At 68.8% G+C, this 24,176-nt stretch carries 22 protein-coding genes, 1 pseudogene and 1 riboswitch; of the genes and pseudogenes, 7 read left to right on the forward strand and 16 right to left on the reverse strand.

What is annotated here, in order from left to right:
• Window positions 1–131: 131 nt before the first annotated feature.
• From EQ874_RS15500 to dacB, 11 genes are all read right to left on the reverse strand, one after another.
• Complete coding sequence (locus EQ874_RS15500) at window positions 132–1,136, reverse strand: DUF6779 domain-containing protein (protein WP_242496772.1); 1,005 nt, start codon at window positions 1,134–1,136, stop codon at window positions 132–134.
• Window positions 1,137–1,210: 74 nt separating this feature from the next.
• On the reverse strand, window positions 1,211–1,687 hold the full coding sequence (locus EQ874_RS15505) for a DUF3180 domain-containing protein (RefSeq protein WP_016931924.1): 477 nt from the start codon (window positions 1,685–1,687) through the stop codon (window positions 1,211–1,213).
• Complete coding sequence (folK, locus tag EQ874_RS15510) at window positions 1,681–2,223, reverse strand: 2-amino-4-hydroxy-6-hydroxymethyldihydropteridine diphosphokinase (protein ID WP_129977275.1); 543 nt, start codon at window positions 2,221–2,223, stop codon at window positions 1,681–1,683. The genes EQ874_RS15505 and folK overlap by 7 nt, the downstream gene beginning before the upstream one ends.
• A complete protein-coding gene (gene folB, locus EQ874_RS15515; RefSeq protein ID WP_129977276.1) occupies window positions 2,220–2,603 on the reverse strand; it encodes a dihydroneopterin aldolase in 384 nt (127 codons plus the stop codon). Before folB ends, folK begins: the two co-directional genes overlap by 4 nt.
• Window positions 2,600–3,421 carry a dihydropteroate synthase gene (gene folP / locus EQ874_RS15520; protein ID WP_165369261.1) on the reverse strand — a complete coding sequence of 274 codons (822 nt, stop codon included), beginning with the start codon at window positions 3,419–3,421 and terminating at the stop codon, window positions 2,600–2,602. The genes folB and folP overlap by 4 nt, the downstream gene beginning before the upstream one ends.
• Window positions 3,422–3,453: 32 nt before the next feature.
• Complete coding sequence (folE, locus tag EQ874_RS15525) at window positions 3,454–4,098, reverse strand: GTP cyclohydrolase I FolE (RefSeq protein ID WP_242496773.1); 645 nt, start codon at window positions 4,096–4,098, stop codon at window positions 3,454–3,456.
• Window positions 4,099–4,189: 91 nt separating this feature from the next.
• Window positions 4,190–6,697: an ATP-dependent zinc metalloprotease FtsH gene (gene ftsH / locus EQ874_RS15530; protein ID WP_129977278.1), complete on the reverse strand. Its 2,508-nt coding sequence runs from the start codon at window positions 6,695–6,697 to the stop codon at window positions 4,190–4,192.
• 254 nt (window positions 6,698–6,951) lie between these two features.
• Window positions 6,952–7,506, reverse strand: coding sequence for a hypoxanthine phosphoribosyltransferase (hpt, locus tag EQ874_RS15535; RefSeq protein ID WP_016931918.1), 555 nt, complete (start codon window positions 7,504–7,506; stop codon window positions 6,952–6,954).
• A 12-nt stretch (window positions 7,507–7,518) separates the two neighbouring features.
• A complete protein-coding gene (gene tilS, locus EQ874_RS15540; RefSeq protein WP_129977279.1) occupies window positions 7,519–8,568 on the reverse strand; it encodes a tRNA lysidine(34) synthetase TilS in 1,050 nt (349 codons plus the stop codon).
• On the reverse strand, window positions 8,544–9,590 hold the full coding sequence (locus EQ874_RS15545; RefSeq protein WP_165369256.1) for a zinc-dependent metalloprotease: 1,047 nt from the start codon (window positions 9,588–9,590) through the stop codon (window positions 8,544–8,546). The genes tilS and EQ874_RS15545 overlap by 25 nt, the downstream gene beginning before the upstream one ends.
• The gene (gene dacB / locus EQ874_RS15550; protein ID WP_064063145.1) at window positions 9,587–10,930 is read right to left on the reverse strand and encodes a D-alanyl-D-alanine carboxypeptidase/D-alanyl-D-alanine-endopeptidase; all 1,344 of its coding nucleotides are present in this window, start codon (window positions 10,928–10,930) and stop codon (window positions 9,587–9,589) included. The genes EQ874_RS15545 and dacB overlap by 4 nt, the downstream gene beginning before the upstream one ends.
• 261 nt (window positions 10,931–11,191) lie before the next feature.
• Here dacB and EQ874_RS15555 point away from each other — a divergent pair, with 261 nt between their 5' ends.
• Window positions 11,192–11,683 carry an inorganic diphosphatase gene (locus EQ874_RS15555; protein ID WP_064063115.1) on the forward strand — a complete coding sequence of 164 codons (492 nt, stop codon included), beginning with the start codon at window positions 11,192–11,194 and terminating at the stop codon, window positions 11,681–11,683.
• Between the two features lie 66 nt (window positions 11,684–11,749).
• Here EQ874_RS15555 and EQ874_RS15560 read toward each other — a convergent pair whose 3' ends face one another.
• Complete coding sequence (locus tag EQ874_RS15560; RefSeq protein ID WP_064063114.1) at window positions 11,750–12,580, reverse strand: crotonase/enoyl-CoA hydratase family protein; 831 nt, start codon at window positions 12,578–12,580, stop codon at window positions 11,750–11,752.
• A 114-nt stretch (window positions 12,581–12,694) separates the two neighbouring features.
• Here EQ874_RS15560 and EQ874_RS15565 point away from each other — a divergent pair, with 114 nt between their 5' ends.
• Together EQ874_RS15565 and EQ874_RS15570 are read left to right on the forward strand one after the other, a co-directional pair.
• Entirely contained in the window at window positions 12,695–13,168 is a 474-nt protein-coding gene (locus tag EQ874_RS15565; RefSeq protein WP_129977281.1) for a YbaK/EbsC family protein, read from the forward strand.
• Window positions 13,169–13,385: 217 nt separating this feature from the next.
• Window positions 13,386–13,916 carry a winged helix-turn-helix domain-containing protein gene (locus EQ874_RS15570; protein ID WP_064063112.1) on the forward strand — a complete coding sequence of 177 codons (531 nt, stop codon included), beginning with the start codon at window positions 13,386–13,388 and terminating at the stop codon, window positions 13,914–13,916.
• A 62-nt stretch (window positions 13,917–13,978) separates the two neighbouring features.
• Here EQ874_RS15570 and EQ874_RS15575 read toward each other — a convergent pair whose 3' ends face one another.
• A complete protein-coding gene (locus EQ874_RS15575; protein ID WP_207213551.1) occupies window positions 13,979–14,611 on the reverse strand; it encodes a hypothetical protein in 633 nt (210 codons plus the stop codon).
• Window positions 14,612–14,819: 208 nt separating this feature from the next.
• The gene (locus EQ874_RS15580) at window positions 14,820–16,133 is read right to left on the reverse strand and encodes an aminotransferase class V-fold PLP-dependent enzyme (RefSeq protein ID WP_129977282.1); all 1,314 of its coding nucleotides are present in this window, start codon (window positions 16,131–16,133) and stop codon (window positions 14,820–14,822) included.
• Window positions 16,134–16,201: 68 nt separating this feature from the next.
• A riboswitch (SAM riboswitch) is annotated at window positions 16,202–16,319 on the reverse strand.
• A gap of 144 nt (window positions 16,320–16,463) precedes the next feature.
• Between EQ874_RS15580 and EQ874_RS15585 the strand changes: the two genes are divergently transcribed.
• Window positions 16,464–20,369 (forward strand): Pls/PosA family non-ribosomal peptide synthetase, encoded by a 3,906-nt coding sequence (locus EQ874_RS15585; protein WP_129977283.1) that lies wholly within the window; start codon window positions 16,464–16,466, stop codon window positions 20,367–20,369.
• Window positions 20,336–21,718 carry a M1 family metallopeptidase gene (locus tag EQ874_RS15590; protein ID WP_129977284.1) on the forward strand — a complete coding sequence of 461 codons (1,383 nt, stop codon included), beginning with the start codon at window positions 20,336–20,338 and terminating at the stop codon, window positions 21,716–21,718. The genes EQ874_RS15585 and EQ874_RS15590 overlap by 34 nt, the downstream gene beginning before the upstream one ends.
• An 87-nt stretch (window positions 21,719–21,805) precedes the next feature.
• On the opposite strand, the gene EQ874_RS15595 is transcribed toward EQ874_RS15590, so the two are convergent.
• Entirely contained in the window at window positions 21,806–22,252 is a 447-nt protein-coding gene (locus EQ874_RS15595; protein WP_129977285.1) for a helix-turn-helix domain-containing protein, read from the reverse strand.
• A 131-nt stretch (window positions 22,253–22,383) separates the two neighbouring features.
• Here EQ874_RS15595 and EQ874_RS15600 point away from each other — a divergent pair, with 131 nt between their 5' ends.
• Window positions 22,384–23,256, forward strand: coding sequence for an aldo/keto reductase family oxidoreductase (locus tag EQ874_RS15600; RefSeq protein WP_129977286.1), 873 nt, complete (start codon window positions 22,384–22,386; stop codon window positions 23,254–23,256).
• Window positions 23,257–23,264: 8 nt separating this feature from the next.
• A pseudogene (locus EQ874_RS15605) lies at window positions 23,265–23,408 on the forward strand (ISL3 family transposase); the annotation flags it as partial.
• A 12-nt stretch (window positions 23,409–23,420) separates the two neighbouring features.
• Here the strand turns inward: EQ874_RS15605 and EQ874_RS15610 are convergent.
• Window positions 23,421–23,990 carry a putative immunity protein gene (locus tag EQ874_RS15610; RefSeq protein ID WP_129977287.1) on the reverse strand — a complete coding sequence of 190 codons (570 nt, stop codon included), beginning with the start codon at window positions 23,988–23,990 and terminating at the stop codon, window positions 23,421–23,423.
• Window positions 23,991–24,176 lie beyond the last annotated feature (186 nt).

Consider the following 24,176-nt stretch of genomic DNA (forward strand, 5'->3'; position numbering starts at 1 on the left):
CTCAGCGGGTACCGGACGTTCCGATCGACAATAGCGCGCGCTTTCCGGGGCCCGCCACGGTCGGGTCGAGTGATCTGCGCCTCATCGAACGAGGTCGGCGGGTACGGCGTGACGGACGAGCCGTCCGAGGATCAGCGTTCGCTCGACAACGACGCGAGGATTTCCGCGACCGTCCGGCCCTCGCCGTGGGCGCTGTCGCCCCGGCGGCGTCGGGAACGACGTCCCGACGATTCGTCGTCGGAGTCGTCATCGTCGTCGGCTGTGTCCGCTGCTCCGTCCTGCGCGGTGGTGTCCTTCTGATCCGCGGGGTCCTTCTGCTCCGACGGGTCCTTGCGCTCCGCGGCATCGTTGCTCTCCGCTCCGGCTTTCTCGGACTCGTGCTTCCCCGGCTTCTGCTCGGCCGGCTTCTGGGCCTCGCGCTGTTCGTCGGTGTCTGCTTTCTCGCTCACCGACTTCTCGCTCGCCGGACCTTCGTCCTTCCTCCTGGCAGCCGGTTCCCCGGTCGCAGGCGTGCCGGCGTCGCTCTTCTCCGGCGCCTTCCCGGACGTCTTCACCGCGTCGCGCAGGGCCGCCTCGACCGATTCGGTCTCCGCGGTCAGCGGTTCGTCGTCGGGAGACGCGAAGGCCGGCCCGGACGGACGAGGCGCGGACACCCGCGCGGCCTCGCTCAGTTCGCGCAGCTTCTCCGCCTGGCCTTCGAGGGCGACGACATCGTCGGGCAACCGGCCGTCGAACAACATCTCGAGGGTGCGACGCAGGGTGGCCAGTTCGGTGCGCAGGGCCGCCATCTCGCCGGCGTCGAGCTTCAGATCGGCGCGGACCTTCTCCTCGACGGTCAGCTCGTATTCGCGCCGCGCCGCGATCTCCCGTTGCAACTGCAGTTCGTACACCGTCTTCAGGTCGTCGGCCTTCGCCCGGTCGAGTGCCGATTCCCGGCGATACTTGTTCATGGCGATGGCGCCGACGGTGGCGGCCCACAGGGCGACGACCACCGCGACGCGCAGCAACTGCACACTCTCTGTGAAGATCAGCAGCAGCGAGGCGATCATCGCCAGAGCGAGCAGACCGGCCACGATCATCGAGCCGGTGCTGCGCCACGGACGGCGATTTCTGTCTGCTCGCGCCGAGGTTGCCATGACCATCAGGGTACTTGGCCGGGTCCACCGATCGGAGCCGGACGACACGCCCTGCCCCACCGCGAAACCCGAGGTCAGACAGCCGGTTCGTTCGGCTCGTCGGGGTCTTCCGGTGTCCGGCAACAGTATTCGAGCCACAGTGCGGCGGCCGCCAGCGCGACGCCGGCGACGGCTCCGACCAGCACACCCGACGTGTCGTCGGTGGCCGCCTGCACGACACCGCGCTGCGGCACGAGATACAGCAGGAACCCGATCCATACCCCGGCACTCGCGGCACCCACCAGCGCGGACGCCTTGGCGAGCGCGACCGCGCGGGCCGCGGTGATGGGATGCAACCGACCCGGTCCCTCACCGATCTCGTGCTTGCCCACCCGCGAACGGATCATGAACGCCAGGATCACTTCGATCACCGCGACCGGATACAGCGAGGCTCCCGCGTAGACCGGGATGGGCGGTAACGAGCCGTACATCGTGCGGACGAGCAACCACGCGGCGACCGCCGCCAGCGCGGCCAGCGCCAGCAGGTCGCGGATCCTGGTCTGTTTCAGCACTCGCTGCGTCCCTGGGTCGTCGGCCCGGTCAGCGACAGATCGGTGCGATGCACGCCTTCTCGTTCGGCGTCGTCGAGTTCGCCCAGCCACTCGCCGATGCCCGCCCGTCGGCCGTCGGCGGTGAGCACGGCCTCGGGTTCGACGTCGAGCCACGGGACGAGCACGAACGCCCGCTGGTGCGCGCGCGGGTGAGGCAGGATCAGGTCCGGATCGTCGCTGCGCACCTCACCGTCGCCGTTGTCGCAGCTCACGACGTCGACGTCGAGGCTGCGCGGCCCCCAACGCTGCACCCGCACGCGTTCGGCGGCTTCTTCGAGTTCGCGGCCGAACCGCAGCCAGTCGTGCGGACCGAACCCGGCGTCCTCCGCGACGACGACCGCGTTGAGGAAGTCCTCCTGCTCGACACCGCCCCACGGTGCCGTCGAGTACACCGCCGAAACGGCGACGAGGCGCTCACCGAGCGCGTCGACGACCGACCGCAGGTGTGCGAGCCGGTCGCCGACGTTCGACCCGATGGACAGCACGGCACGACTCACGACGCGCCCCCGGCCCCGTCACCTCGGGAGCGGTCGATCACGACGGCGACATCGCCGAAGGTCAACGGGATCGGCGCCGACGGCTTGTGGAGCGTGACCTCGACCCGGGTGACACGCGGGTCGGTGAGGACCGCGCCGGCGATCTCGCCCGCGACCGTCTCGATGAGATCGCGTCCCGGACCCGCGATGATCGCCGCGGCACGCTCGGCGAGCTCGCCGTAGTGCAACGTGTCGGTGAGATCGTCGGACGCCGCGGCCGGCGCGAGATCGAGCCACACGACGATGTCGACGACGAAGTCCTGGCCGTCCCGCTTCTCGTGTTCGAAGACGCCGTGGTTGCCGCGGACGGTCAGTCCCCGTAGTTCGATGCGGTCGCTCACGCGTGCACTCCCTCCGCGCTTCCGCGCTGCCAGGCACGCACCACCGCGAGCGCGTCGCGGGAGGCCTGCACGTCGTGGACGCGTACACCCCACGCGCCGTGGGTCGCGGCGAGCGCGGAGACGACTGCCGTGGCGACCTCGCGGCCCGCGGGGGGCCGGATCGTGCCGTCGGGCGCTGCGAGCAACGATCCGAGGAAACGCTTCCGGGACGCCCCGATCAGCACCGGGAATCCCAGCTCGGTGAGCTCGGGCAGACGGTGGAGCAATTGCCAGTTGTGGTCGGGTTCCTTCACGAACCCCAGACCCGGATCGAGCACGATCCTGTCGGAGTCGACTCCGGCGGCCACCGCGATGTCGACCTGCGTGAGCAGCTCGTCGCGGACTTCGCGGACGACGTCGTCGTACTGCGTCGAGCCACCGGCATGGACGAACTCGCCGAGAGGACGCCAGTGCATGAGGATCCACGGAATTCCGGACTCGGCGACCACCCTGGCCATGTCGGCGTCGGCACGCCCACCCGAGACGTCGTTGATCATCGTCACCCCGGCCTCGATGGCAGCCTCGGCGACCGAGGCACGCATCGTGTCGACGCTCGTGGGGATGCCTGCTTCCGACAGGGCCGCGATCACCGGCGCCACGCGGGACGCCTCGACCTCGGGGTCGACACGCACCGCACCGGGCCGGGTGGACTCGCCACCCACATCGACGATGTCGACACCGAGTTCGCGCAGCTCGAAACCATGGGCTATCGCGGTCTCGCGATCCAGGTAACGACCTCCGTCGGAGAAGGAATCACTGGTGACGTTCAGTACGCCCATCACGACGGGCCACTGTTCGGCAGGGAAGACGGTCACCGGCGCAGAATCAGGTCCAGGGCCTCGGCACGCGACGCCGAACTGGTCTGGAACAAGCCGCGCACAGCGGAGGTGGTGGTGCTCGCCCCGGGCTTGCGGATGCCGCGCATGGCCATGCACAGATGCTCGGCCTCGACCACGACGATCACGCCGCGCGGCTGCAACTTGCGCATCATCGCATCGGCGACCTGACTGGTCAGGCGTTCCTGGACCTGCGGCCGCTTGGCGTAGAGGTCCACGACACGCGCCAGCTTCGACAACCCCGTCACGCGGCCCGTCGGACCCGGGATGTACCCCACGTGGGCGACCCCGTGGAACGACACGAGGTGGTGCTCGCACGTCGAGTACATCGGGATGTCGCGCACGAGGACGAGTTCCTGATGACCTTCGTCGAAGGTCGTGTCGAGGACCTCGTCCGGATCCGTGAACAGTCCTCCGAACACCTCCCGGTAGGCGCGGGCCACACGGGCGGGGGTGTCGCGCAGACCCTCACGATCCGGATCCTCACCCACTGCGATCAGCAGTTCGCGCACGGCCGCTTCGGCTCGGGCCTGGTCGAATGTGCGTCCCGCGTCCACGCTCAACGCGTGAGTCGTCACATCCTCCGGGTCGGAACCCGTATCCGACTTCAGGTGGTTCACCGACACCCGCTCGCCCTCCACTCTTCACTCACTCGTCTCCATCGGACCCGACCGGCCCGATGCACGCCCGGTACCGGCTCACCGGCACGGATCAGTGCCGGCCGGCCGGGCCTTCCCACCGCTGGGTGGGAGGAGGCTCGGGAGTGCCGTAACCATCGCGCGGTTGCGAGTCTCCCACGTGGCTCTCACCACGGTGCGGATCTCCCGCACCGTTGTCGGCGGATTCGGACCGGCGCTCGGGATCCTGCGGCTCCTGCGGACGCCCGTAACCCTGGGATTCCTGCGGCTGTCCGTAACCCTGCGGCTCCTGCGGCTGTCCGTAACCCTGCGGCTCCTGCGGATGCCCGAGACCCTGCGGTTCCTGCTGGGCCTGCTCACGCGGCGGCCAGCCGGGGGCCGACCATCCGGCGGGGGCACCGTAATCGGGCCGGGTCGCATGCCGCGGACCACCCGGGTACGGAGCGGGCGGCTGGAAACCGGGAAGCGGTTCGGAGGCCGGGACCGGCTGCGGTCGGGGGTACCCGTTCGCCTGCTGCACGGGCTGCGTCGGCTGGTACTGCGGCTGCCCGCCCGGCTGGTAGCCACCGGCGGCGGGCACCTCACCCTGACCGGGATACTGCGGATGCGCATGCGCCGGCTTCGTCAGCGACGGCGGTTCCGGCGGCCACGGCTCGCCACGCTCGGCCGCGAGTTCGGCAGGCGTCTTGATCGGCGGCTTGTCGGACGGGACCCGATCCCCGAAATCGTTGAAGGTCGTGATCCGCGGACGCTTCTTCACGTCGGCCAGGATCCGATCGAGATCCTTACGCGTCAGCGTCTCGTGCTCGAGCAGTTCGCCCGCCAGCAGGTCGAGAGCGTCGCGGTACTCGTTGAGGATCGCCCACGCCTCGGTGTGGGCGGCCTCGATGAGGTTGCGGACCTCCTCGTCGATCTCGCGTGCCACCTCGTGCGAGTAGTCGGACTGCACGCCCATCGACCGGCCGAGGAAGGGATCGCCCTGCTCCTGGCCGTAGCGGACCGCGCCGAGCTTCGCGCTCATGCCGTATTCGGTGACCATCGCCCGCGCGATCTTCGTGGCCTGGTCGATATCGGACGAGGCACCGGTGGTGGGCTCGCGGAAGACGAGTTCCTCGGCCGCACGACCACCCATGGCCATGACCAGGCGCGCGATCATCTCCGAACGCGTCATCAGGCCCTTGTCGTCCTCGGGCACCGTCATCGCGTGCCCGCCGGTGCGACCGCGGGCGAGGATGGTGACCTTGTAGACGGGCTCGATGTCGGGCATCGCCCAGGCGGCGAGGGTGTGGCCGCCCTCGTGGTAGGCCGTGATCTTCTTCTCGTGCTCGCTGATGATGCGGCTCTTGCGGCGGGGACCGCCGATGACGCGATCGACCGACTCCTCGAGGAGCGCCTCGGTGATCACCGTGCCGTTCTCGCGGGCAGTGAGCAGCGCGGCCTCGTTGACGACGTTCGCGAGGTCGGCACCGGACATACCCACCGTGCGCTTGGCGAGCGCCCCGAGATCCGCGTGGGGATCGATCGGCTTGCCCTTCGAGTGCACGGCGAGGATCGCCCGGCGACCGGCGAGGTCGGGATTCGTGACCGGGATCTGACGGTCGAAGCGGCCGGGACGCAGCAGCGCCGGGTCGAGGATGTCGGGTCGGTTCGTCGCGGCCATCACGATGATGCCGGAGCGGTCGCCGAAGCCGTCCATCTCGACGAGGAGCTGGTTGAGGGTCTGCTCGCGCTCGTCGTGACCGCCGCCGAGGCCGGCGCCGCGCTGACGGCCCACGGCGTCGATCTCGTCGACGAAGATGATGCACGGAGCGTTCTGCTTGGCCTGCTCGAACAGGTCGCGCACACGCGAGGCACCGACACCGACGAACATCTCGACGAAGTCCGAACCGGAGATCGTGAAGAACGGGACGCCCGCCTCACCGGCGACCGCGCGGGCGAGGAGGGTCTTACCGGTGCCGGGAGGGCCGTAGAGCAGCACGCCCTTCGGGATCTTCGCGCCGAGCGCCTGGTAGCGCGACGGGTTCTGCAGGAAGTCCTTGATCTCGTAGAGCTCCTCGACGGCCTCGTCGGCGCCGGCGACATCGGCGAAGGTCGTCTTGGGCATGTCCTTCGTGAGCTGCTTGGCCTTCGACTTGCCGAAGCCCATCATGCCGCCGCGACCACCACCCTGCATGCGGCTCATCACGAAGAAGAACACGCCGAGCAGGATGATCATCGGCAGGACGAACAGAAGGATCGACGTCAACCAGCTCTCCTGGGTGACGTTCGTGTCGTACTTCTGCGCGCCCGACGCGGAGACCAGGTCGAAGATCTGCTCGGACGCCGACGCGGGGTACTTCGCGATGATCTCGGTGCTGCCCTCGGTCGCGTCGTTGCCGCTCTCGAGCCACAACCGCACCTGCTGCTCGCGGTCGTCGATGCGTGCTTCACCGACGTTCTGCGATTGGAGTTGCGCCACCGCGACGGACGTGTCCACCCGAGTGAAACCGCGCGTGTCGTCGCCGAAGTAACTGAAGGCGTAGATCACCAGCAGGATGCCGGCGACGATCGCCAGATTACGGAACACTGTCTTGCGGTTCATACAGGTTCGGCCCGAGCGGCCGGTCCTTTCGATCGAGTTCGTCGGGGTCTCGCAGTCGCGGCGCTTCGCGCCCGGTGTGGCCGCCATGCGCCGCGACGGTCACTGACCAGGCAACGCAAGGTTACCGCGTTGCAACGAGCAGTCGCCCCGGCACCGACCGGAGCCGATACCGGGAAGACGTCGTACTCGACAACGATCGGGACGGAACCGGAGTTCCCCGGGCCGGGGACCTCACGCCCCGGCTCGACCGGAGGTCAGCTGCTGTAGACCTTGGGATCCAGCGTGCCGATGTAGGGCAGGTCGCGGTAGCGCTCGTCGTAGTCGAGGCCGTAGCCGACGACGAACTCGTCCGGGATGTCGAATCCGACGTCCTTGACCTCGACGTCGATCTTGACGGCTTCCGGCTTGCGCAGCAGCGTGACGACCTCGAGCGACGCGGGGTTGCGCGACGACAGGTTCTTGAGCAGCCACGACAGCGTCAGGCCCGAGTCGATGATGTCCTCCACGATGAGAACGTGGCGACCGGCGATGTCCTTGTCGAGGTCCTTGAGAATGCGCACCACACCCGAGGACGACGTCGACGACCCGTACGAGCTGACGGCCATGAACTCCATCTGCGTCGGGATCGGCAGAGCGCGCGCGAAGTCGGTCATGAAGAAGATGGCGCCCTTGAGCACCCCGATGAGCAGCAGATCACCTTCGGGCGCACCCACGGGGTAACGCTCGGCGATCGACTGCGCCAGTTCTGCGGTCCGCTCCTTGATCTGTTCCTCGGAGATCAGCACCGACGCTATGTCGTTCTCGTACACCGGGGTCCTTCCCTACCTTCTGCTGCCGGTCGCCCGGGGCTTCGCCCGGTCGACGTACTCCACGGCAAGCGTGCCACGCCGACGCGACACCACCAACCTCGTCCCCGGCTGCGGGCCCCGCCCGACCGCCACCGGCCCCTGCCCACGCCACGCCACTACCAGGTCGTCGACCGCCCGCAGCATCGTCTCGTTCGGTGTGGCGGTGTGATCGATCAGCCACGACCGGAGTGCGCGCCGCCGTACTGCGGCGGGAGCCGCGGCGAGCACAGCGGTGTCGAGCAGGTCGTCGTCGTGGCGCGCCGCCGTGAGCAGTTCCACCGCCCGGACATCGAGGGCGTGGCCGTCGTCCTGCAGTTGCCCGGCCGTGCGCGCGAGAGCTTCGGCGACGCCCCCACCGAGCACGTCCTCGAGCAGCGGCAGGACCTCGCGGCGCAATCGCACGCGCGTGAACCGGTCGTCCGTGTTGTGCGGATCCTCGTACGGGCGGTAGCCGAGTTCGTCGCACGCCCGGCGGGTCGTGCTGCGGCGCACGCCGAGCAGCGGTCTGCCCCACGGCGGCTCGTAGGACGCCATGCCCCGGATCGAACGCAGTCCCGAGCCGCGGCCGAGGCCGAGCAACACCGTCTCGGCCTGGTCGTCGAGGGTGTGCCCGAGCAGCACCGGCCGTTCGTCGCGGTGCTCGTCGAGCGCCCGGTAACGGGCCGCACGCGCGGCGGCCTCGAGTCCTCCCCCGCCGGTGACGTCCACGGCGGCCACCGTGACGGTCGCGCAGCCGCGGGCCCGGGCGAACGCCGCGGCGCGGGCAGCGGCGACCTCGGAGCCGGACTGCAGGCGATGGTCGACGACGACGGCGTGCACCGCGTCCGCTTCCGCCACGGCGGCGGCGGTCAGGGCTGCGGAATCGGCTCCGCCGGACAGCGCGACGGTCACCTCGCCGACGGGGTGCGCGCCCAGCCAGGCCCGCACTGCGAGTCGCACTTCGTGGATCGCCGGGGTCTCGGGCAGCAGCGGGCGATCGGCCGACGGGGATGCCACGATCAGCCCAGCACCCGCGCGATCCACGCGTCGGGGTGGTCGATCTCCGCCAGGGTGGGCAGGGCATCCGGTCCGGACCACACCGCGTTGAAGTCGTCCATGCCGACCTTCGCGACGACGGCGTCGACGAACTTCTTGCCGTGCACGTACTGCGCCATCTTGGCGTCCATGCCGAGGACGAGCCGGATCAGGCGATGGACGGGGCTGCTGTTGCGGTGCCGGCGGTTGTCGAACGCCCGCCGGATCCGCGCGACCGACGGGACCACGGCCGGGCCGACACCGTCCATCACATGGTCGGCGTGACCTTCGAGGAGAGTTCCCAGCGCGAGGATCCGATCGAACGATTCGCGTTGCGATTGTGCCTGCAGAGCACGCACGACGCCGAGCATCCCCCGCTCCGACATGGGCTTCTCGCCCGGAGTGCGCAGATCCTTCACCGCCGACACCACGCGGGTCGCGACGTCGCCCATCGGTTCCTCGACGGCGGTGGCGAGATCGGCGGCAGCATCACGCATCAGTTCCGCCATCCACGGTGCCTGCGAGAACTGCACGCGGTGGGTCACCTCGTGCAGGCACACCCACAGCCGGAAATCGGTGGGCGGCACCTTCAGGACACGTTCGACCGCGACGACATTGGGCGCGACGAGCAGCAACGAGCGGGAGAACGGATCGTATTGTCCGAGCACCGCCGAGGACAGGTACGCCAGCATGGCGCCCGCCTGCGCGCCCGCCGGTTTGCCCACCCAGCGTCGGCTGCCACCCGGATCCGCACCCGGCGCCGCAGTGAGGTCGGCCATGGACGCCGCGGCCGCGCGCACCCATCCGGGCCGGTCGACGACCCGCGCCGGCGGCGGCTCGGTTCCGTCGTCGAGTCGCGTGTGCTCGCGCACGGGGCCCTCGGCGCGTGCGGCAGCCGAGAACAGTTCGTCCTGCACCGCGTCGCGCGTGTACTGCGACATGGCAGGTTCGGAGCGGGTGAGGCGCACGCCGACCCCGGCCGCGAACGACCAGTCGATCGCGTCGCCGAGAGCCCGCTCCTTGCCGGTCATCGGCAGCCGCACTCGCGAAGCACCGACGCCACGGCGTCGAGGGCGGGCCGGGCCTCGCCCGGCGACCTGCCGTTGGAGAGCAGAGCGAACGACAGCACACGACCGTCGGAGTCGACGACGTACCCGGTGAGTCCGTTGACCTCGGTCAGAGTGCCGGTCTTCGCCCGCACCCAGCCGGCCCCGGCACGGGTCGTGGTGCCGTAGCGGTCGGCGAGCGTGCCGGTCGCTCCGGCGACGGGAAGATAGTCGAGCATGGGCCGCAGCTCCGTCCTGTTCGGTCCGGCCGCCTCGGAGATCACGCGATCGAGCGTACGAGCGGGGATCCGGTTCTCGACCGAGAGTCCGCTGACGTCGCGCAACGTCACACCGGTGACGTCCAGACCCGCTTGCTGCAGGGTACCGGTCACCGCCTTCGTGGTGCCCTCGAACGAGTGCTCGTTGCCCGTCGCGACGGCGACCTCCCGTCCGATGGTCTCCGCGAGGACGTTGTCGGATCGGCGCAGCATCTGACCGAGACGCACAGTGAGTGGCGCCGACTGGACCGACGCCATGGGCGCCGCACCGGGTGAGGCGGATCCGAGCGCTACCCGCGCGGGGTCGGCACCGAGCGCCGTCGCCAGTGCACGACCGGCGTCCAGGGCGGGCGTAGCGCTGCGAGACGATTCGTCTTCGAGCGGGCGCAACCGGCCGCCGTCGAGCATCACCGGTTCGATGGGTGCGACGTAACCGTCGCCGACGTCCTGGGGAAACCAGCCCGGCGCGAGCGGATCCCCGCTGTACAGGCTCGTGTCGACGAGGACGGTCTCGACGGTCGTGCCGCCGCGGCGGATCTGTTCGGCGAGGTCGGCGATGCGAGGACCACCCGGATAGAAGCTCTCCTCGCCGGGCGGCAGTGCCGACAGGGTGGGGTCGCCCCCGGCGATCAGGACGATCTCTCCCGGCTTCGAACCTTCGACGACGCGCGTGGTGATCCGATGATCGGACGGCAGCACGAGCATGGCAGCCGCAGCGGTGAGAATCTTCGTCGTGGAGGCCGGGATCAAGGCGCGGTCGGGATCCTTCGACCACAGCACCGTGCCGGTCGTGGGGTCGCTGATCGATCCGGCGAAATCACCGAGCCCCGGGTCGTTCACGGCCCGGTCGAGTGCCGACGCCAGCGAAGTCGGGTCGGGCGTCGGAGCGTCGGGTGAGACCGCGGCGACCGCGGGGGTCGCGACCACCGGTGCCGGTGCGGGAAGTACGACCGCGCCGGCGGACGTCCGCACGTCGTAGATCGCGAAGGCTCCACCGACGACCAGAGCGAGGAAACCCGCTCCCCAGATCCCGAACAGGATCTTCATGTTCCGCCGTCGCCTGGTTGCCAGTGAACCCTGCTTCTTGTTGCCGCCCTGCCCCGTCAACACGCCTCCGCTGCATCCTGCACACACTGGTCGACCAGCTACCCGCACTTCCCGCTGCCGGCCGCACACTGTTGTGACGCACTCGGGGCCCCGGTACCTGCACCTCCAGCCTAGCGCCGCGACCGTTATCCTCTCTGCGGACCATCACCGCAGATACGGATGTCGTATCCGCCGGAAAATACCGACGAAGTGAGGCAAGGCGTGGAGTTCGAGGTCACCATCGAGATCCCCAAGGGACAGCGGAACAAGTACGAGGTCGATCACGAGACCGGACGCGTCAAGCTCGATCGTTACCTGTACACCTCGTTCGGCTACCCCGCCGACTACGGCTACATCGAGAACACCCTCGGTGAGGACGGCGATCCGCTCGACTGCATGGTGCTGCTGCCCGAGTCGGTGTTCCCCGGCGTTCTGGTCGACGCCCGCCCGATCGGCATGTTCAAGATGGTCGACGAGGCCGGGGGCGACGACAAGATCCTGGCCGTCCCGGCCGGCGACCCGCGCTGGGATCACGTCCAGGACATCAGCGACGTCTCGCAGTTCGAGCTCGACGCGATCAAGCACTTCTTCGTCCACTACAAGGACCTCGAGCCGGGCAAGCACGTCGAGGCCGCCGACTGGGTCGGTCGCGCCGAGGCCGAGGCCGAGGTGACCGCGTCGGTCGAGCGTCTGAAGAACAACGGCGGGCACTGACACCGAGCCTGCAACGCAGATCCCCCGGACGATCGGATCGTCCGGGGGATCTGTCGTAGGAGGGGCCTACTCCCCCGTGAACTGCGGCGGTCGCTTCTCGAAGACGGCGGTGATCGCCTCGGTGAGGTCCTCCGACGGCAGGAACGCCGCGTTCCACGCCGCGACGTAGCGGAGGCTGTCGTCGACCTGCGGCGAGCGGGTGTGGTCGAGGACGTTCTTGATGCCCTGAACCACGAGCGGCGGGTTCGCGGCGATTTCCGCGGCGGTCGCGTGAGCCGCGGCGAGCACGGCGTCCGCGTCGTCGTAGACGTCGTTGACGAGTCCGATCTTCTCGGCGCGGGCGGCGTCGATGTCCTTGCCGGTCAGCGCGAGTTCGCGGACGTGACCGTCGCCGATGATGAGCGGGAGCCGGGCGAGGGTGCCGACGTCGGCGACCATTCCGACCTTGACCTCGCGGACGCTGAACTTCGCGTCGGCGCTCGCGTAGCGGATGTCGGCGGCGGAGATGAGGTCGACAGCTCCGCCGATGCACCAGCCCTGGACCGCGGCGACGACCGGCTTGCGGCAGTCGGCGACGGCCGTGACGGCCGCCTGCATGTTCTTGATCATCGCGTGGAAGTCCGTGCGCGGCTTCGCGAGCGCCTTGCCGGAGACGACGGCGCCGAGACTGCCGCCCATGGCGACGAGGTCGAGCCCGTAGGAGAAGTTCCGGCCGGAACCGGCGAGGACGACGGCGCGGACGTCGGGGTCGGCATCGAGCTCACCGAAAAGGACGGGCAGTTCCGCCCAGAAGTCGGGGCCCATGGCGTTGCCCTTGCCGGGGCCGATGAGCGTGACCCGTGCGACGTGGTCCTCGCACTCGACGGTGAACGCTTTCCAGGGAGAGTGATCGGTCATTACCCAACGGTAACTTCTGCGCCCTCGGAATGCACCGTCCCCCACTTCACGACGCGACGACGACGCATCCTCCGAACCGTGCCCACCGGGCGCCGATTTTCCTACTCTTGATCCATGACCAGGTCGCTGCATCCGAATGCCCACCGCGTCTCGGACACGCTCATCGCCCGCGGCCATCACGGTCTGATCGTCCAGCAGCCGGAGACCGTGCACACCGCCGAGCAGGCCGCCGCCGCGGTGGGCGTGGAGGTGGGCGCGATCGTGAAGTCGCTCGTCTTCCTGCTCGACGACGACCCGATCCTGCTGCTGGTGTCCGGGGCGCATCGCGTGTCGGTCGAGCGGACCGGCGAGCGGCTCGGCGGCGAGCTCGTGCCGGCCTCCCCCGACCTGGTCACGGAGGTCACCGGCCAGCCGATCGGTGGTGTCGCGCCGCTCGGCCACCCCACGAACCTGCCCACCTACATCGACCGAGCGCTGCAGCTCCACCCGGATCTGTGGGCGTCGGGTGGATGCCCGAACACACTGTTCCGGACCGTCTATGCGGAGCTCATGCGCATCACCGCGGCGATCGACGTCGACGTCGACTGAGACCGTCCACCCAGCGGTACCGTCGGCACCTCCACCCGGGTACACTCTCCGTCGTGACAGTCCGAGCGTGGAGCCGCAGGCATGTCGACCTGTGCCGTACCCGCTCGTGCCTCTGTGCGGCCTGAGATCCGCACCATCCCTTCTCTTTCCGGTGCCGCGCAGCTGCGGGCCACTGCCCGCCCGGCACCGTTCACCTTCCGACCAGCGGAGCCCTTCCATGACCACGTCCTCCATCGAGAACCCGGCCGACGGCTCGGTCGATTCACCTGAACTCGTTCTCATCGTGCAGATCTCGGACACGAACGCCGGATCGGCGGGTGATCTCGCAGCTCTCGCCGACGCACTACGGGAGACCGCCCTCGATCTGCTCCCGGGGGCGCGCACCCACACCCTCCTCAGTCCCGGCCCGACCCCACTGGTGATCGACCTGCCGGCCCGCGGGCTGGTGCTCGACAATCAGCGAGTCGAGTTGAGCCACAGCGAATTCGAGATCCTGGCTCATCTGGTTCGCCGGCCCCGCGTCGCGGTGCCCCGCGCGGCGCTACGGCCACTCGGCGCCGGATACTCCGAGAACGACGACTTCGACACCGACCGGGGCAACCGCAGTGTCGACGTCCATGTCTCCCGGATCCGTTCCAAGCTGGGACGTTTCGGCACCATCATCACGACTGTCCGCGGGTCCGGTTACCGGTTCGATCCCGATCCGCGCGTGCACGTGGTCGAAGCGCTCGATCGCCGCACTGCGTGAACGCACGCGAAGGAGGGGCAGGAGTCGAAACCCCTGCCCCTCCTTCGCGATACGAACTCGAGTCAGGAAGCGCGCACGGATTCCTGGGCGCCCTCGCCGAACCGGCGCAGGACCTCGACGACGGTCGGCGAGACCTCGATGAGGCCGCGCGACGCCAACCACGGCAGCGTTCCGTCGACGAGATGCTCGACGGTGAACGGCGCGGCGAGCGGGATCAACGTGACGCCGTCGGCGACCTGCACGGCGTGGATGTCGGCGATCAGCCCGGCGAGACCGTGCGGCGTTCCGACGTACGACAACGTGTCGGCCTCCCCGCGGGTGGCTTCCGGACGGGTGCGTCGGGTACGGGCGGTGCGGGCATCGGACGCGAGGACGACCTCGACGTCGACGAGCACGGTGACCGAATCGGGCTCGCGGCCCTCCTCGGCGGCCTCCGCACGGATGCGGTCGCGCAGCTTTCCGGCCTCACGCAGGTCGGCGGCACGCACCCGCACGACGTTGGGTGCATCGGCGCTGAGGTCGAGCGGCGGATCGCCGGCACGCCCCAGGGTCAGGTCGGCCCAGTAGTCGGGTCCGGAGTGACCGGCGAGTTCGACGGCGATACGCAACGCCCGGATGGCGGCGGACTCGACGACGGCCGGGTCTGCGGTGGCCGGATCTGCGGATACAGGGGTGACGGTGGATGCGACGGGCATGGGATGCCTCTCGGTACGGGCCGCGGAGCGGCACGGAGAAATCGGCCTGTGAGCCGGAAGACTTCGAGGGAGAAGACCTTCAGTCCGAACAGATTCCCGATGCCGTACGGCAGAGGTCGACATGGCGACAGCACCAGCGTGCCGCGGCGATCGCCCTCATCCGTTCCATGTGAATTACCCTACTGACCCTGTGGGGAATTGTCGACCGCTAGACGCACGGAGATGCGTCGCCGTCGGTCGCCCCGAGACCGGGGCGCGTCTCCGGCGAGGGGTTCCACACGCCGTCGGTCTTCGCGTGCACCCACGACGGCCCGTTCTCGACCAGCGAACGCAGCGCTCCGAGGAGCCGTTCGACGTCGTCGGACGAGCTGCCGAGTCCGAGCGACGCCCGGACGGCACCGCCGGCGCGACCGACCCGCGCGAGCAGCGGGTGGGCGCAGAATCGTCCGTCACGGACACCGATGCCGTGCTCGGCGGACAGATAGGACGCGACGTGACCGGGCTCGTAGCCCTCGATCGTGAAAGTGACGATTCCGACGCTGTCGGCCGAATCGTTCCACAGCCGAAGCACTTCCACGCCGTCGATGGCGTCCAGGCCGTCGACGAGCAGGGAGCACAGGGCCTCCTCGTGACGGGTGACCGCGTCGGAGTCGAAACCGGCAAGCGCATCGCATGCGGCGGCGAGGGTGGCGGCACCGAGCACGTTGGGGGTGCCGGCCTCGTGACGCGCAGGGGCGCAGGCCCATTCGGTGTGGTCGAGGCGTACCTCGCGCACCGCACCGCCTCCGGCGAGGTACGGCTCGGCGGCGTCGAGCCAGTCGCGTCGGCCGACGAGCGCTCCCGCACCGAACGGCGCGTACAGCTTGTGACCGGAGAACGCGAGGTAGTCCACACCGAGCGACGCGAGATCGACGCGGCGGTGGGGCACGAGCTGCGCGCCGTCGACGAGGATCCGCGCGCCGGAGGCGTGGGCGAGTTCGGCGAGCTCGGCGATGGGCAGCACCTCGCCGGTGACGTTGGAGGCACCGGTGACGGCGAGCAGGGCCGCGGGGGCGCGCTGGAGTTCGACTGCGAGGCGCCACACCGTCTCCGAGACGGTATCTGCCGCCTCGACGATGCGGGAGTTCTTCCACGGCAGCAGATTCGCGTGATGTTCGATGTCGAGCACGACGACATCGCCGGGCACGGCACTCGCAAGCAGGTTCAGCGAATCGGTGGTGTTGCGCGTGAAGACGACGACCTGGTCGTCGTCCGCGCCGACGAAGCGCGACACGGAGGTGCGAGCGTCCTCGTAGGCGGTGGTGCTGATCCGCGAGGCGTATCCGGCACCGCGGTGCACGCTCGCGTAGAAGGGCAGCAGTTCCGTGAGGCGGTCGGTGACGGCGGACAGTGCCGGTGCGCTCGCCGCGTAGTCGAAGTTCGCGTAGGTGCAGGTGCCACCCTGGACAAGCGGAACCTGCGAGTCACAGCCGGACACGGTGGCGAACGGAGCAATGCAGGTGGTGGAGGCTACAACAGTCATGACAAATCCCTCGTGTACTCAGGGACCCGCCGGTGACGCCTACGACGGAGAGTTCTCGTCGCCGGCGGAGTCCGCGCTTGCCGTGTCCGGTGGTGGATTCACGGCCCGGTCGTCACCCGGAGCACCCCACCGCGGTTGGAGGGTTGCCGACCAGCGAGCCGGGGCTTGACGCTGGTACTCATGACCTGGCGAAGACAATGACAGGACGATCGAGCCGTGTCAACCCGTATCGCACGATGCCGACACACGTTCCGCGCACCGAACGTTCACCTGTTGTCCACCCGGACGTGAGATAACCGGAGGATCCATCGAGCAGAAGGACCCGCGGAGTTGCCAGCCATATCCTCGACCCCCGTCGGCCCGTCCCCCATTCCGGACGAATTCCTCCGCGCGTCGCACGCTCCGCCTGCACGCACCCTCGTCGACCTGCTGCGGAGCACCGCCGAGGCACATCCGGACGCCCCTGCCCTCGACGACGGCACCACGGTCCTCGAATACGCCGAACTCGTCGAGGCGGTGATCGCCGGCGCCTACGCGTTGAACGACGCGGGTGTCGGTGCCGGCGACAGGGTCGGCGTGCGCATGACGTCCGGGCGCACCGATCTGTATGTGACGATTCTCTCGATTCTCGCCGCGGGCGCCGCATACGTGCCCGTCGACGCTGACGACCCCGACGAGCGCGCCGAACTCGTGTTCTCGGAAGCACAGGTCACCGCCATCGTCACCGACGAGGGCATCGGGCCGGGTACGGCCGTCCCGCCGGGCAGCCCGGCCGTGCGGGGGCCGAACCTCGACGACGACGCGTGGATCATCTTCACCTCGGGTTCGACCGGGACACCGAAGGGTGTCGCCGTCACCCACCGCAATGCGGCGGCCTTCGTCGACGCGGAGGCACGGATGTTCTGCCGGGCAGCGCCACTCGGCCCCGGCGACCGGGTCCTGGCCGGCCTGTCGGTGGCTTTCGACGCGTCGTGCGAGGAGATGTGGCTCGCCTGGCGGCACGGCGCCTGCCTGGTTCCGGCACCCCGCGCGCTCGTCCGCTCCGGCATGGATCTCGGACCGTGGCTCGTCTCGCGCAACATCACCGTCGTCTCCACCGTGCCCACGCTCGCGGCGATGTGGCCGGCCGAAGCACTCGAGGCGGTGCGCCTGCTCATCTTCGGCGGTGAGGCCTGCCCACCCGATCTCGTGGAGCGTCTCGCCGTTCCGGGACGGGAGGTGTGGAACACCTACGGCCCTACCGAGGCCACGGTCGTGGCCTGCGCCTCGCTGATGGACGGCACCGGGCCGGTCCGCATCGGGCTGCCGCTCGACGGCTGGGATCTCGCCGTGGTGGACGCCGACGGCAACCCCGTCGAGGAGGGCGCGACCGGCGAACTCGTCATCGGCGGTGTCGGCCTCGCGCGCTATCTCGATCCGGCGAAGGATGCCGAGAAGTACGCTCCGATGCCCACGCTCGGCTGGGAGCGCGCCTATCGCAGCGGCGATCTCGTCACCCTCGACCGCGAGGGACTGCTGTTCCAGGGACGCGCCGACGACCAGGTCAAGATCGGTGGACGCCGCATCGAACTCGGCGAGGTCGACAACGCGCTGCAGAACCTGCCCGGTGTGGCCGGTGGTGCGTGCGCGGTGCGCAGGACCGCTGCGGGACACCCGATCCTCGTGGGGTACATCGCCTCCACCGATCCGGACTTCGACATCGCGTCCGCCCACGACCTGCTGTCCGAGCAACTCCCCGCCGCGCTCGTTCCGCGACTCGCGCTCGTCGACGAACTCCCCACCCGCACATCCGGCAAGGTCGACCGCAACGCCCTGCCGTGGCCGCTGCCGGGCGCCGACGCCGACTCGGTGGAGGCGCTCGGACTCGATCCCACCGCCGAATGGGTCGCCGAATTGTGGACCGACATCCTCGGTGTCCGAATCGAGGGCGTCGACGACGACTTCTTCGAACTCGGCGGTGGCTCCCTCGCCGCGGCACAGCTCGTGACGGCGCTGCGCAGCAGGTATCCGGAGATGACGGTCGCGGAGCTGTACGACCATCCCCGGCTCGGATCGCTCGCGGTCCATCTCGACGAACTCGCACCGACGGAAGCTGCGGCACCACGAGAGGTCGCCCCGGTGCCCCGCCTCGCCCAGTTCGCCCAGATCGCGGCGACCGGCGTCCTCACCACCCTCACCGGACTGCAGTGGGTGACCTGGCTGGCGATACTGAACAACGTCATCGCGCTCGTCGTCGACGTGCCGTGGACCGTCACCCTGTCGTGGTGGTGGGTCGCGCTCGGTGTCCTGCTGTTCCTTTCTCCCATCGGGCGTATGGCGATCTCCGTCGCCGGTTCACGTCTGCTGCTGCGCGGTGTGAAGGCGGGGAGCTACCCCCGCGGAGGCGGTGTCCACCTCAGGCTGTGGACGGCCCTGCGGTTGTCCGAGGCCGTGAACGCGACGAACATCTCCAGCGCTCCCTGGATGCGGCAGTACGCGCGTGCTCTGGGAGCGAAGGTCGGACGTGGTGTCGACCTGCACAGCCTTCCTCCGGTCACCGGTCTCCTCGAGCTCGGCGACGGATGTTCCGTCGAGCCGGAAGTGGATCTCGGCGGCTACTGGGTGGACGGCGACGCCGTCCACATCGGGAGTATCAGGATCGGTGCCGGTGCCACTGTCGGCGCCCGGTCGTTCCTCGCCCCGGGTGCGCGTATCGGCAAGAACGCCGAGGTGGAAGCAGGATCGGCCGTGTTCGGCCGAGTGAAGGCCGGACAGAGCTGGGCAGGATCGCCTGCGCGCAAGGTCGGCAAGGCCGACCGGCCCTGGCCCGCCGGGGCACCGCCGCGGGGTAACAGATGGGTTCCGGTCTACGCCCTGTCGTCGATCCTGCTCGGCGGCCTGCCCATCGTGTCGATCGCCGCGGGCGTCGCGCTGCTCGTGTGGTGGGTGCACGACACCCCCACCGTCTCCGACGCCGTGGTGCATTCCCTGGCGATGCTCCCCGTCGCGGCACTGCTGACGATGTTCGTCTTCGCCCTGCTCACCCTGCTCTCGGTGCGCCTGCTCGCGATCGGCATGACGGAAGGCTGGCATCCGGTGCGCAGCCGCGTGGGCTGGCAGGTGTGGTTCACCGAGCGCCTCATGGATTCGTCGCGCACCTTCCTCTTCCCGCTCTACGCGTCGATGCTCACCCCGATCTGGCTCCGGCTGCTCGGCGCCGACATCGGCAAGGACGTCGAGGCGTCGACCGTGCTGATGGTTCCCAAGTTCACCAAGGTCGCCGACGGTGCGTTCCTCGCCGACGACACGATGGTCGCCTCCTACGAACTCGGCGGCGGCTGGCTGTACATCTCGCACGCGAAGGTCGGGAAGCGCGCCTTCCTCGGCAACTCGGGCATGGCGGCACCGGGACGGCGGGTACCGAAGCACGGACTCGTCGCGGTGCTCTCCGCGGCTCCGCAGAAGGCGAAGTCCGGATCGTCGTGGCTGGGCAGTCCCCCGGTTCGGCTGCGGCGCGCGAGCGGTGACAGCGACGCGAGCCGCACCTTCGAACCCCCGCTGAAACTGAAGGTCGCGCGCGGCGCCGTGGAGACCTTCCGGCTCGTGCCCATGATCGTCACCTACGGCATCGGCCTCGGTGTGCTGTTCGCCCTGAACACTCTCGCCGTGCACTGGGGATACGCCGTCGCGGCACTGCTCGGTGGCATCGTGCTCATGAGCGCCGGTGCCGTGGCGTGCCTGGTGACGGTCGCCGCGAAATGGCTCGTGGTGGGACGGATCGGGCGTGTGGAGCATCCGTTGTGGAGTTCGTTCGTGTGGCGCAACGAGGTCTCCGACACCTTCGTCGAGACCGTCGCGGCACCGTGGTTCGCACGGGCCGCGACCGGCACCGCCGTGATGAACCTGTGGCTGCGGGCACTGGGATCGAAGATCGGCCGCGGGGTGTGGTGCGAGAGCTACTGGTTGCCCGAGGCCGACCTGGTGTCCCTGGGCGACGGCGCGACCGTCGAACGCGGTTGCGTTGTACAGACCCACCTGTTCCATGATCGGATCATGTCCATGGACACCGTGACCCTCGGCGCCGGCGCCACGCTCGGCCCCCAATGCGTCGCGTTGCCTGCCTCCGGCATCGGCGACGGTGCCACCGTCGGACCGGCCTCGCTGGTGATGCGCGGCGACGTCGTCCCGCAGTCCACCCGCTGGCAGGGCAACCCCATCGCGCCGTGGACCACACCGAACAGCTGGGCACCGCGGTGAAACCCATCAAGGCAGCCAAGCCCGTCGCGCCCGTCGCCGCCGATCGTCCCCTCGATCCCTACCTGCCCGAGAGTGGGAACCGCGGTTTCCGCGTCTCGCGCTACGAGCTGGAGCTGACCTACAAGGTCGTGTCCAACAGGTTGGACGGCCGGGCGAAGATCATCGCCACGACGACGGATGTGCGCGCCAAGTACTCGCTCGATCTTGCGCAGACGATGCGCGTCGCCAAGGTGACCGTCAACGGGCGACGACCCGCCAAGTTCGTCCACCGCGACGGCAAGCTCACCGTCACCCCGGCCGAGAAACTCCCCGCCGGGTCCGTGCTCGTCTTCGGTGTGCAGTACTCGGGTACCCCCGCCCCGTTGCGGACCATGTGGGGCGAGGTCGGCTGGGAGGAACTCGACGAGGGGTCGCTCGTCGCGAGCCAGCCGAACGGTGCGCCCACCTGGTTCCCCTGCGACGACCATCCCGGTTCGAAGGCCACCTACCGCATCTCCGTCACCACCGATGCTCCGTTCGTCGCGGTCGCGAACGGAACGCTCGTGCACAAGACCACCAAGGCCAGTCGCACCACCTGGGTCTACGAGCAACCCGAACCGATGGCGACCTATCTGGCCACGGTGCAGACCGGCCATTACGAGGTACGCACACTGGCGTCGGATCCGGTGCCGCAGTACGGGATCCATCCCCCTCGCCTGCGCGCGTCGTTCGACCGTGATTTCGCGCGCCAGACCGAGATGCTCGAGGTCTTCACGCGCCTGTTCGGCCCGTATCCGTTCGCGCACTACACCGCACTGGTCACCGACGACGACCTCGAGATCCCCATCGAGGCTCAGGGACTGTCGACCTTCGGCGCAAACTTCTGCGACGGCACGGGCCGCGAAGAGCGGCTCGTCGCACACGAATTGGCGCACCAGTGGTTCGGCAACAGTCTCACCCTGTACCGCTGGTGCGACATCTGGCTCCACGAGGGATTCGCCTGCTACGCGGAATGGTTGTGGTCGGAGAACTCCGGCGGCAGGTCCGCGCACGCGCATGCTCTCGACGCCCATAGAGGGCTGGCCCGCAAACCTCAGGACATCCTCCTCGAGGATCCGGGCCCGAAGGACATGTTCGACGACCGCATCTACAAGCGCGGAGCCCTCACCTTGCACGCCCTGCGGGTGCACCTCGGCGACGAACATTTCTTCGATCTCCTGCGGACGTGGACCGCGGAACACCGACACGGCAATGTGACGACGGCACAGTTCAAGGATCTCGCCGCGCGTTTCTCGGAGACCTCGCTCCGGTCGCTGTGGGAGGCCTGGTTGAGCACGACATCGCTTCCACCGGCCCCCTCACCCGGATAGGTCGGCTCGCCGGACCGTTACGGGCTCTGTGCAGTTGCGGGCGTAGGGCCGAGAATGTAGAGCTGTCGGACGGTTGGATGTGAGCCGTCAGGGGGTGCGAGCGTCGTAGTTCTCGCGGTTTGCGAGGACCTCGGCCATGTGTGTCTGCGCCCAGTTTCTGAGCCCGCGGGTCATGTGGTGGAGCGAGAGGCCGAGGTCGGTCAGTTCGTAGGAGACGGTGACAGGGACGGTTGGCGTCACGGTACGGGTGAGCAGACCATCGTGCTCCAGCGAGCGTAGCGTCTGGGTCAGCATCTTCTGGCTGACCCCGGCCAGAAGACGAGAGATCTCGGAGTAACGCATCGCCTTCGGAGCGTCTTCGTGTGCTGCACCGGGCCGGCCGGGGCTGTTGTCGCCGCCCAGCGCACACAGGATCAGGACGACCCACTTGTCCGAGATTCGGTCGAGCAGTTGCCGGCTGGGGCACCCTGCCAGGAACGCGTTGTACTCCATCCTGGCCTGAGCCCTCTTCTGGGCCGCCTTCATCGTCGTCACTGATCGCACCTCTCACCGATGGATGGGTTACGCACTCCCGAGTGCCTACTTCCCGACAGGAAGTTTCTCCCCAATCCTGATACAGGGAGGCAGCAGACGCCACCCCCGAGTGCACGACGAAAGGCAACAAGATGAGCACACCCTCCCCCTCTCTTCCCGGCGGCACCTGGACTCTGGGTGACCTGACCGTCACCCGGTTCGGCTACGGCGCCATGCAACTGGCCGGGCCCGGGGTCATGGGACCGCCCGCCGATCGCGAGGGCGCCCTGGCCGTGCTGCGTGAAGCGGTCGCCCTCGGCATCACACACATCGACACCAGCGACGCCTACGGGCCGCGCGTCACCAACGAGTTGATCCGCGAGGCGCTGCACCCCTATCCCGAGTCGCTGCACATCGTGACCAAGGTGGGCGCGACCCGCGACGAACAGGGCGGATGGCCTACAGCCCGCCGACCCGAAGATCTGCGCCGCCAGGTCCACGACAACCTCGAGTCCCTCCGCCTCGACGTACTCGACCTGGTCGACCTCCGACTCGGCAACGCCGAAGGTCCCCGACCCGGCTCGCTCGCCGAGGCGTTCGAGACGCTCGTCGAACTCCAGCAGCAGGGCCTGATCCGCCACCTCGGGATCAGCAACGCCACCGAGGAGCAGGTCGCCGAAGCACAGAGCATCGCGCCGATCGTGTGCGTGCAGAACATGTACAACCTCGCCCACCGCCACGACGACAAGCTCATCGACCGGCTCGCCACCGACGGCGTCGCATATGTGCCCTTCTTCCCCCTCGGGGGCTTCACACCGCTTCAGTCCTCGGCGCTCTCGGCGGTCGCCGCTCGACTGGAGGCGACACAGATGTCCGTCGCTCTGGCCTGGCTGCTGCACCGATCACCGAACATCCTGCTCATCCCCGGCACGTCATCGACGGCACACCTGCGCCAGAACATCGCCGGCGCGAGACTCTCCCTCTCTCATGAGGACCTGACCGAGCTGGACGACATCAGCCGCTGAATGTCCTGGGGCCGACCGCCTCACAAGCCACGATCAACGGACAGCTCGAACACCTCCGCGGTTCCGCTCTCGGATTCCGCAACCTCACCGCCTACATCACCAGATCCCCGCCGGAAACCGGCGGCTTCAGGCCACGACTACAACCTGGATTGCGGAGGGCCCAGTTACGGCTGCTGTGGTCCCCCGTTGCGCAACGAGAGATCCAGAGTCCTCATGAGGTGCCCGACGCGAGTCCTCGACGTCGACGCGAGCGGGTAGCGCGAGAGTACGTCGACAAGTACCGGGGTCGCGCGTCGGCGTGCCTGCTCGATCATCGCGCTCCCGACTGCCGGGTCGCCATCTGCTCGGAGCTCGGCTATGCGTGCAGCACTCGCAGCCGCACGGAGAATGTGCCCGACCTGGGTGGCTCTCGCGATCGGGTGCAGGTAGGCGGCCGCAGCAGCGTCGCCGGCGCATCGTGCAGCCAGGCCAGCCACTTCGGTGGGTGCGTCCTTCGCAGCCCGGTGTGCGTCCAGTGCGGTGACGCGCTGGAGTCTCGTCCGTCTCGCACCGCCGACGAATTCCCAGGCCGCATCGAGAGCAGCGCGAGGACGTCGGTCCTGGGGAACGGCTTCTTCGAAGACCGGAAGCACGTCCTGCGCACTCTCCGCCACGTACTGCGTCACCACCCGCAGCTCGTTCATGGTCAGCTCGAAATCGCCGAAGACACTTCGCGCCGGCTCGTTTCGACCCATGTACCGAATCGTATGCCGCGGGAAACAGCCCCTACGAGAAAAGGGGACCCGCGAAAGCGGGTCCCCTCATCAAAGCCGAAGACCCCCAACAATGTCGGGGGTCTTCGGTAACGGGTGTTCGGCGGTGTCCTACTCTCCCACACCCTGTCGAGTGCAGTACCATCGGCGCAGACAGGCTTAGCTTCC

The sequence above is a fragment of the Rhodococcus sp. Q1 genome, assembly GCF_004153645.1.
GTDB lineage: Bacteria > Actinomycetota > Actinomycetes > Mycobacteriales > Mycobacteriaceae > Rhodococcus > Rhodococcus gordoniae.

Bases quoted from the DNA above. Each gene is read 5' to 3' on its own strand.
- EQ874_RS15575 (WP_207213551.1), bottom strand. From the start codon at position 14,611: ATGCCCGTCGCATCCACCGTCACCCCTGTATCCGCAGATCCGGCCACC.
- EQ874_RS15565 (WP_129977281.1), top strand. From the start codon at position 12,695: ATGACCAGGTCGCTGCATCCGAATGCCCACCGCGTCTCGGACACGCTC.
- ftsH (WP_129977278.1), bottom strand. From the start codon at position 6,697: ATGAACCGCAAGACAGTGTTCCGTAATCTGGCGATCGTCGCCGGCATC.
- EQ874_RS15610 (WP_129977287.1), bottom strand. From the start codon at position 23,990: ATGGGTCGAAACGAGCCGGCGCGAAGTGTCTTCGGCGATTTCGAGCTG.
- EQ874_RS15580 (WP_129977282.1), bottom strand. From the start codon at position 16,133: ATGACTGTTGTAGCCTCCACCACCTGCATTGCTCCGTTCGCCACCGTG.
- EQ874_RS15570 (WP_064063112.1), top strand. From the start codon at position 13,386: ATGACCACGTCCTCCATCGAGAACCCGGCCGACGGCTCGGTCGATTCA.
- EQ874_RS15545 (WP_165369256.1), bottom strand. From the start codon at position 9,590: ATGACCGGCAAGGAGCGGGCTCTCGGCGACGCGATCGACTGGTCGTTC.
- folP (WP_165369261.1), bottom strand. From the start codon at position 3,421: ATGGGCGTACTGAACGTCACCAGTGATTCCTTCTCCGACGGAGGTCGT.
- EQ874_RS15500 (WP_242496772.1), bottom strand. From the start codon at position 1,136: ATGGCAACCTCGGCGCGAGCAGACAGAAATCGCCGTCCGTGGCGCAGC.
- EQ874_RS15600 (WP_129977286.1), top strand. From the start codon at position 22,384: ATGAGCACACCCTCCCCCTCTCTTCCCGGCGGCACCTGGACTCTGGGT.
- dacB (WP_064063145.1), bottom strand. From the start codon at position 10,930: ATGAAGATCCTGTTCGGGATCTGGGGAGCGGGTTTCCTCGCTCTGGTC.
- EQ874_RS15560 (WP_064063114.1), bottom strand. From the start codon at position 12,580: ATGACCGATCACTCTCCCTGGAAAGCGTTCACCGTCGAGTGCGAGGAC.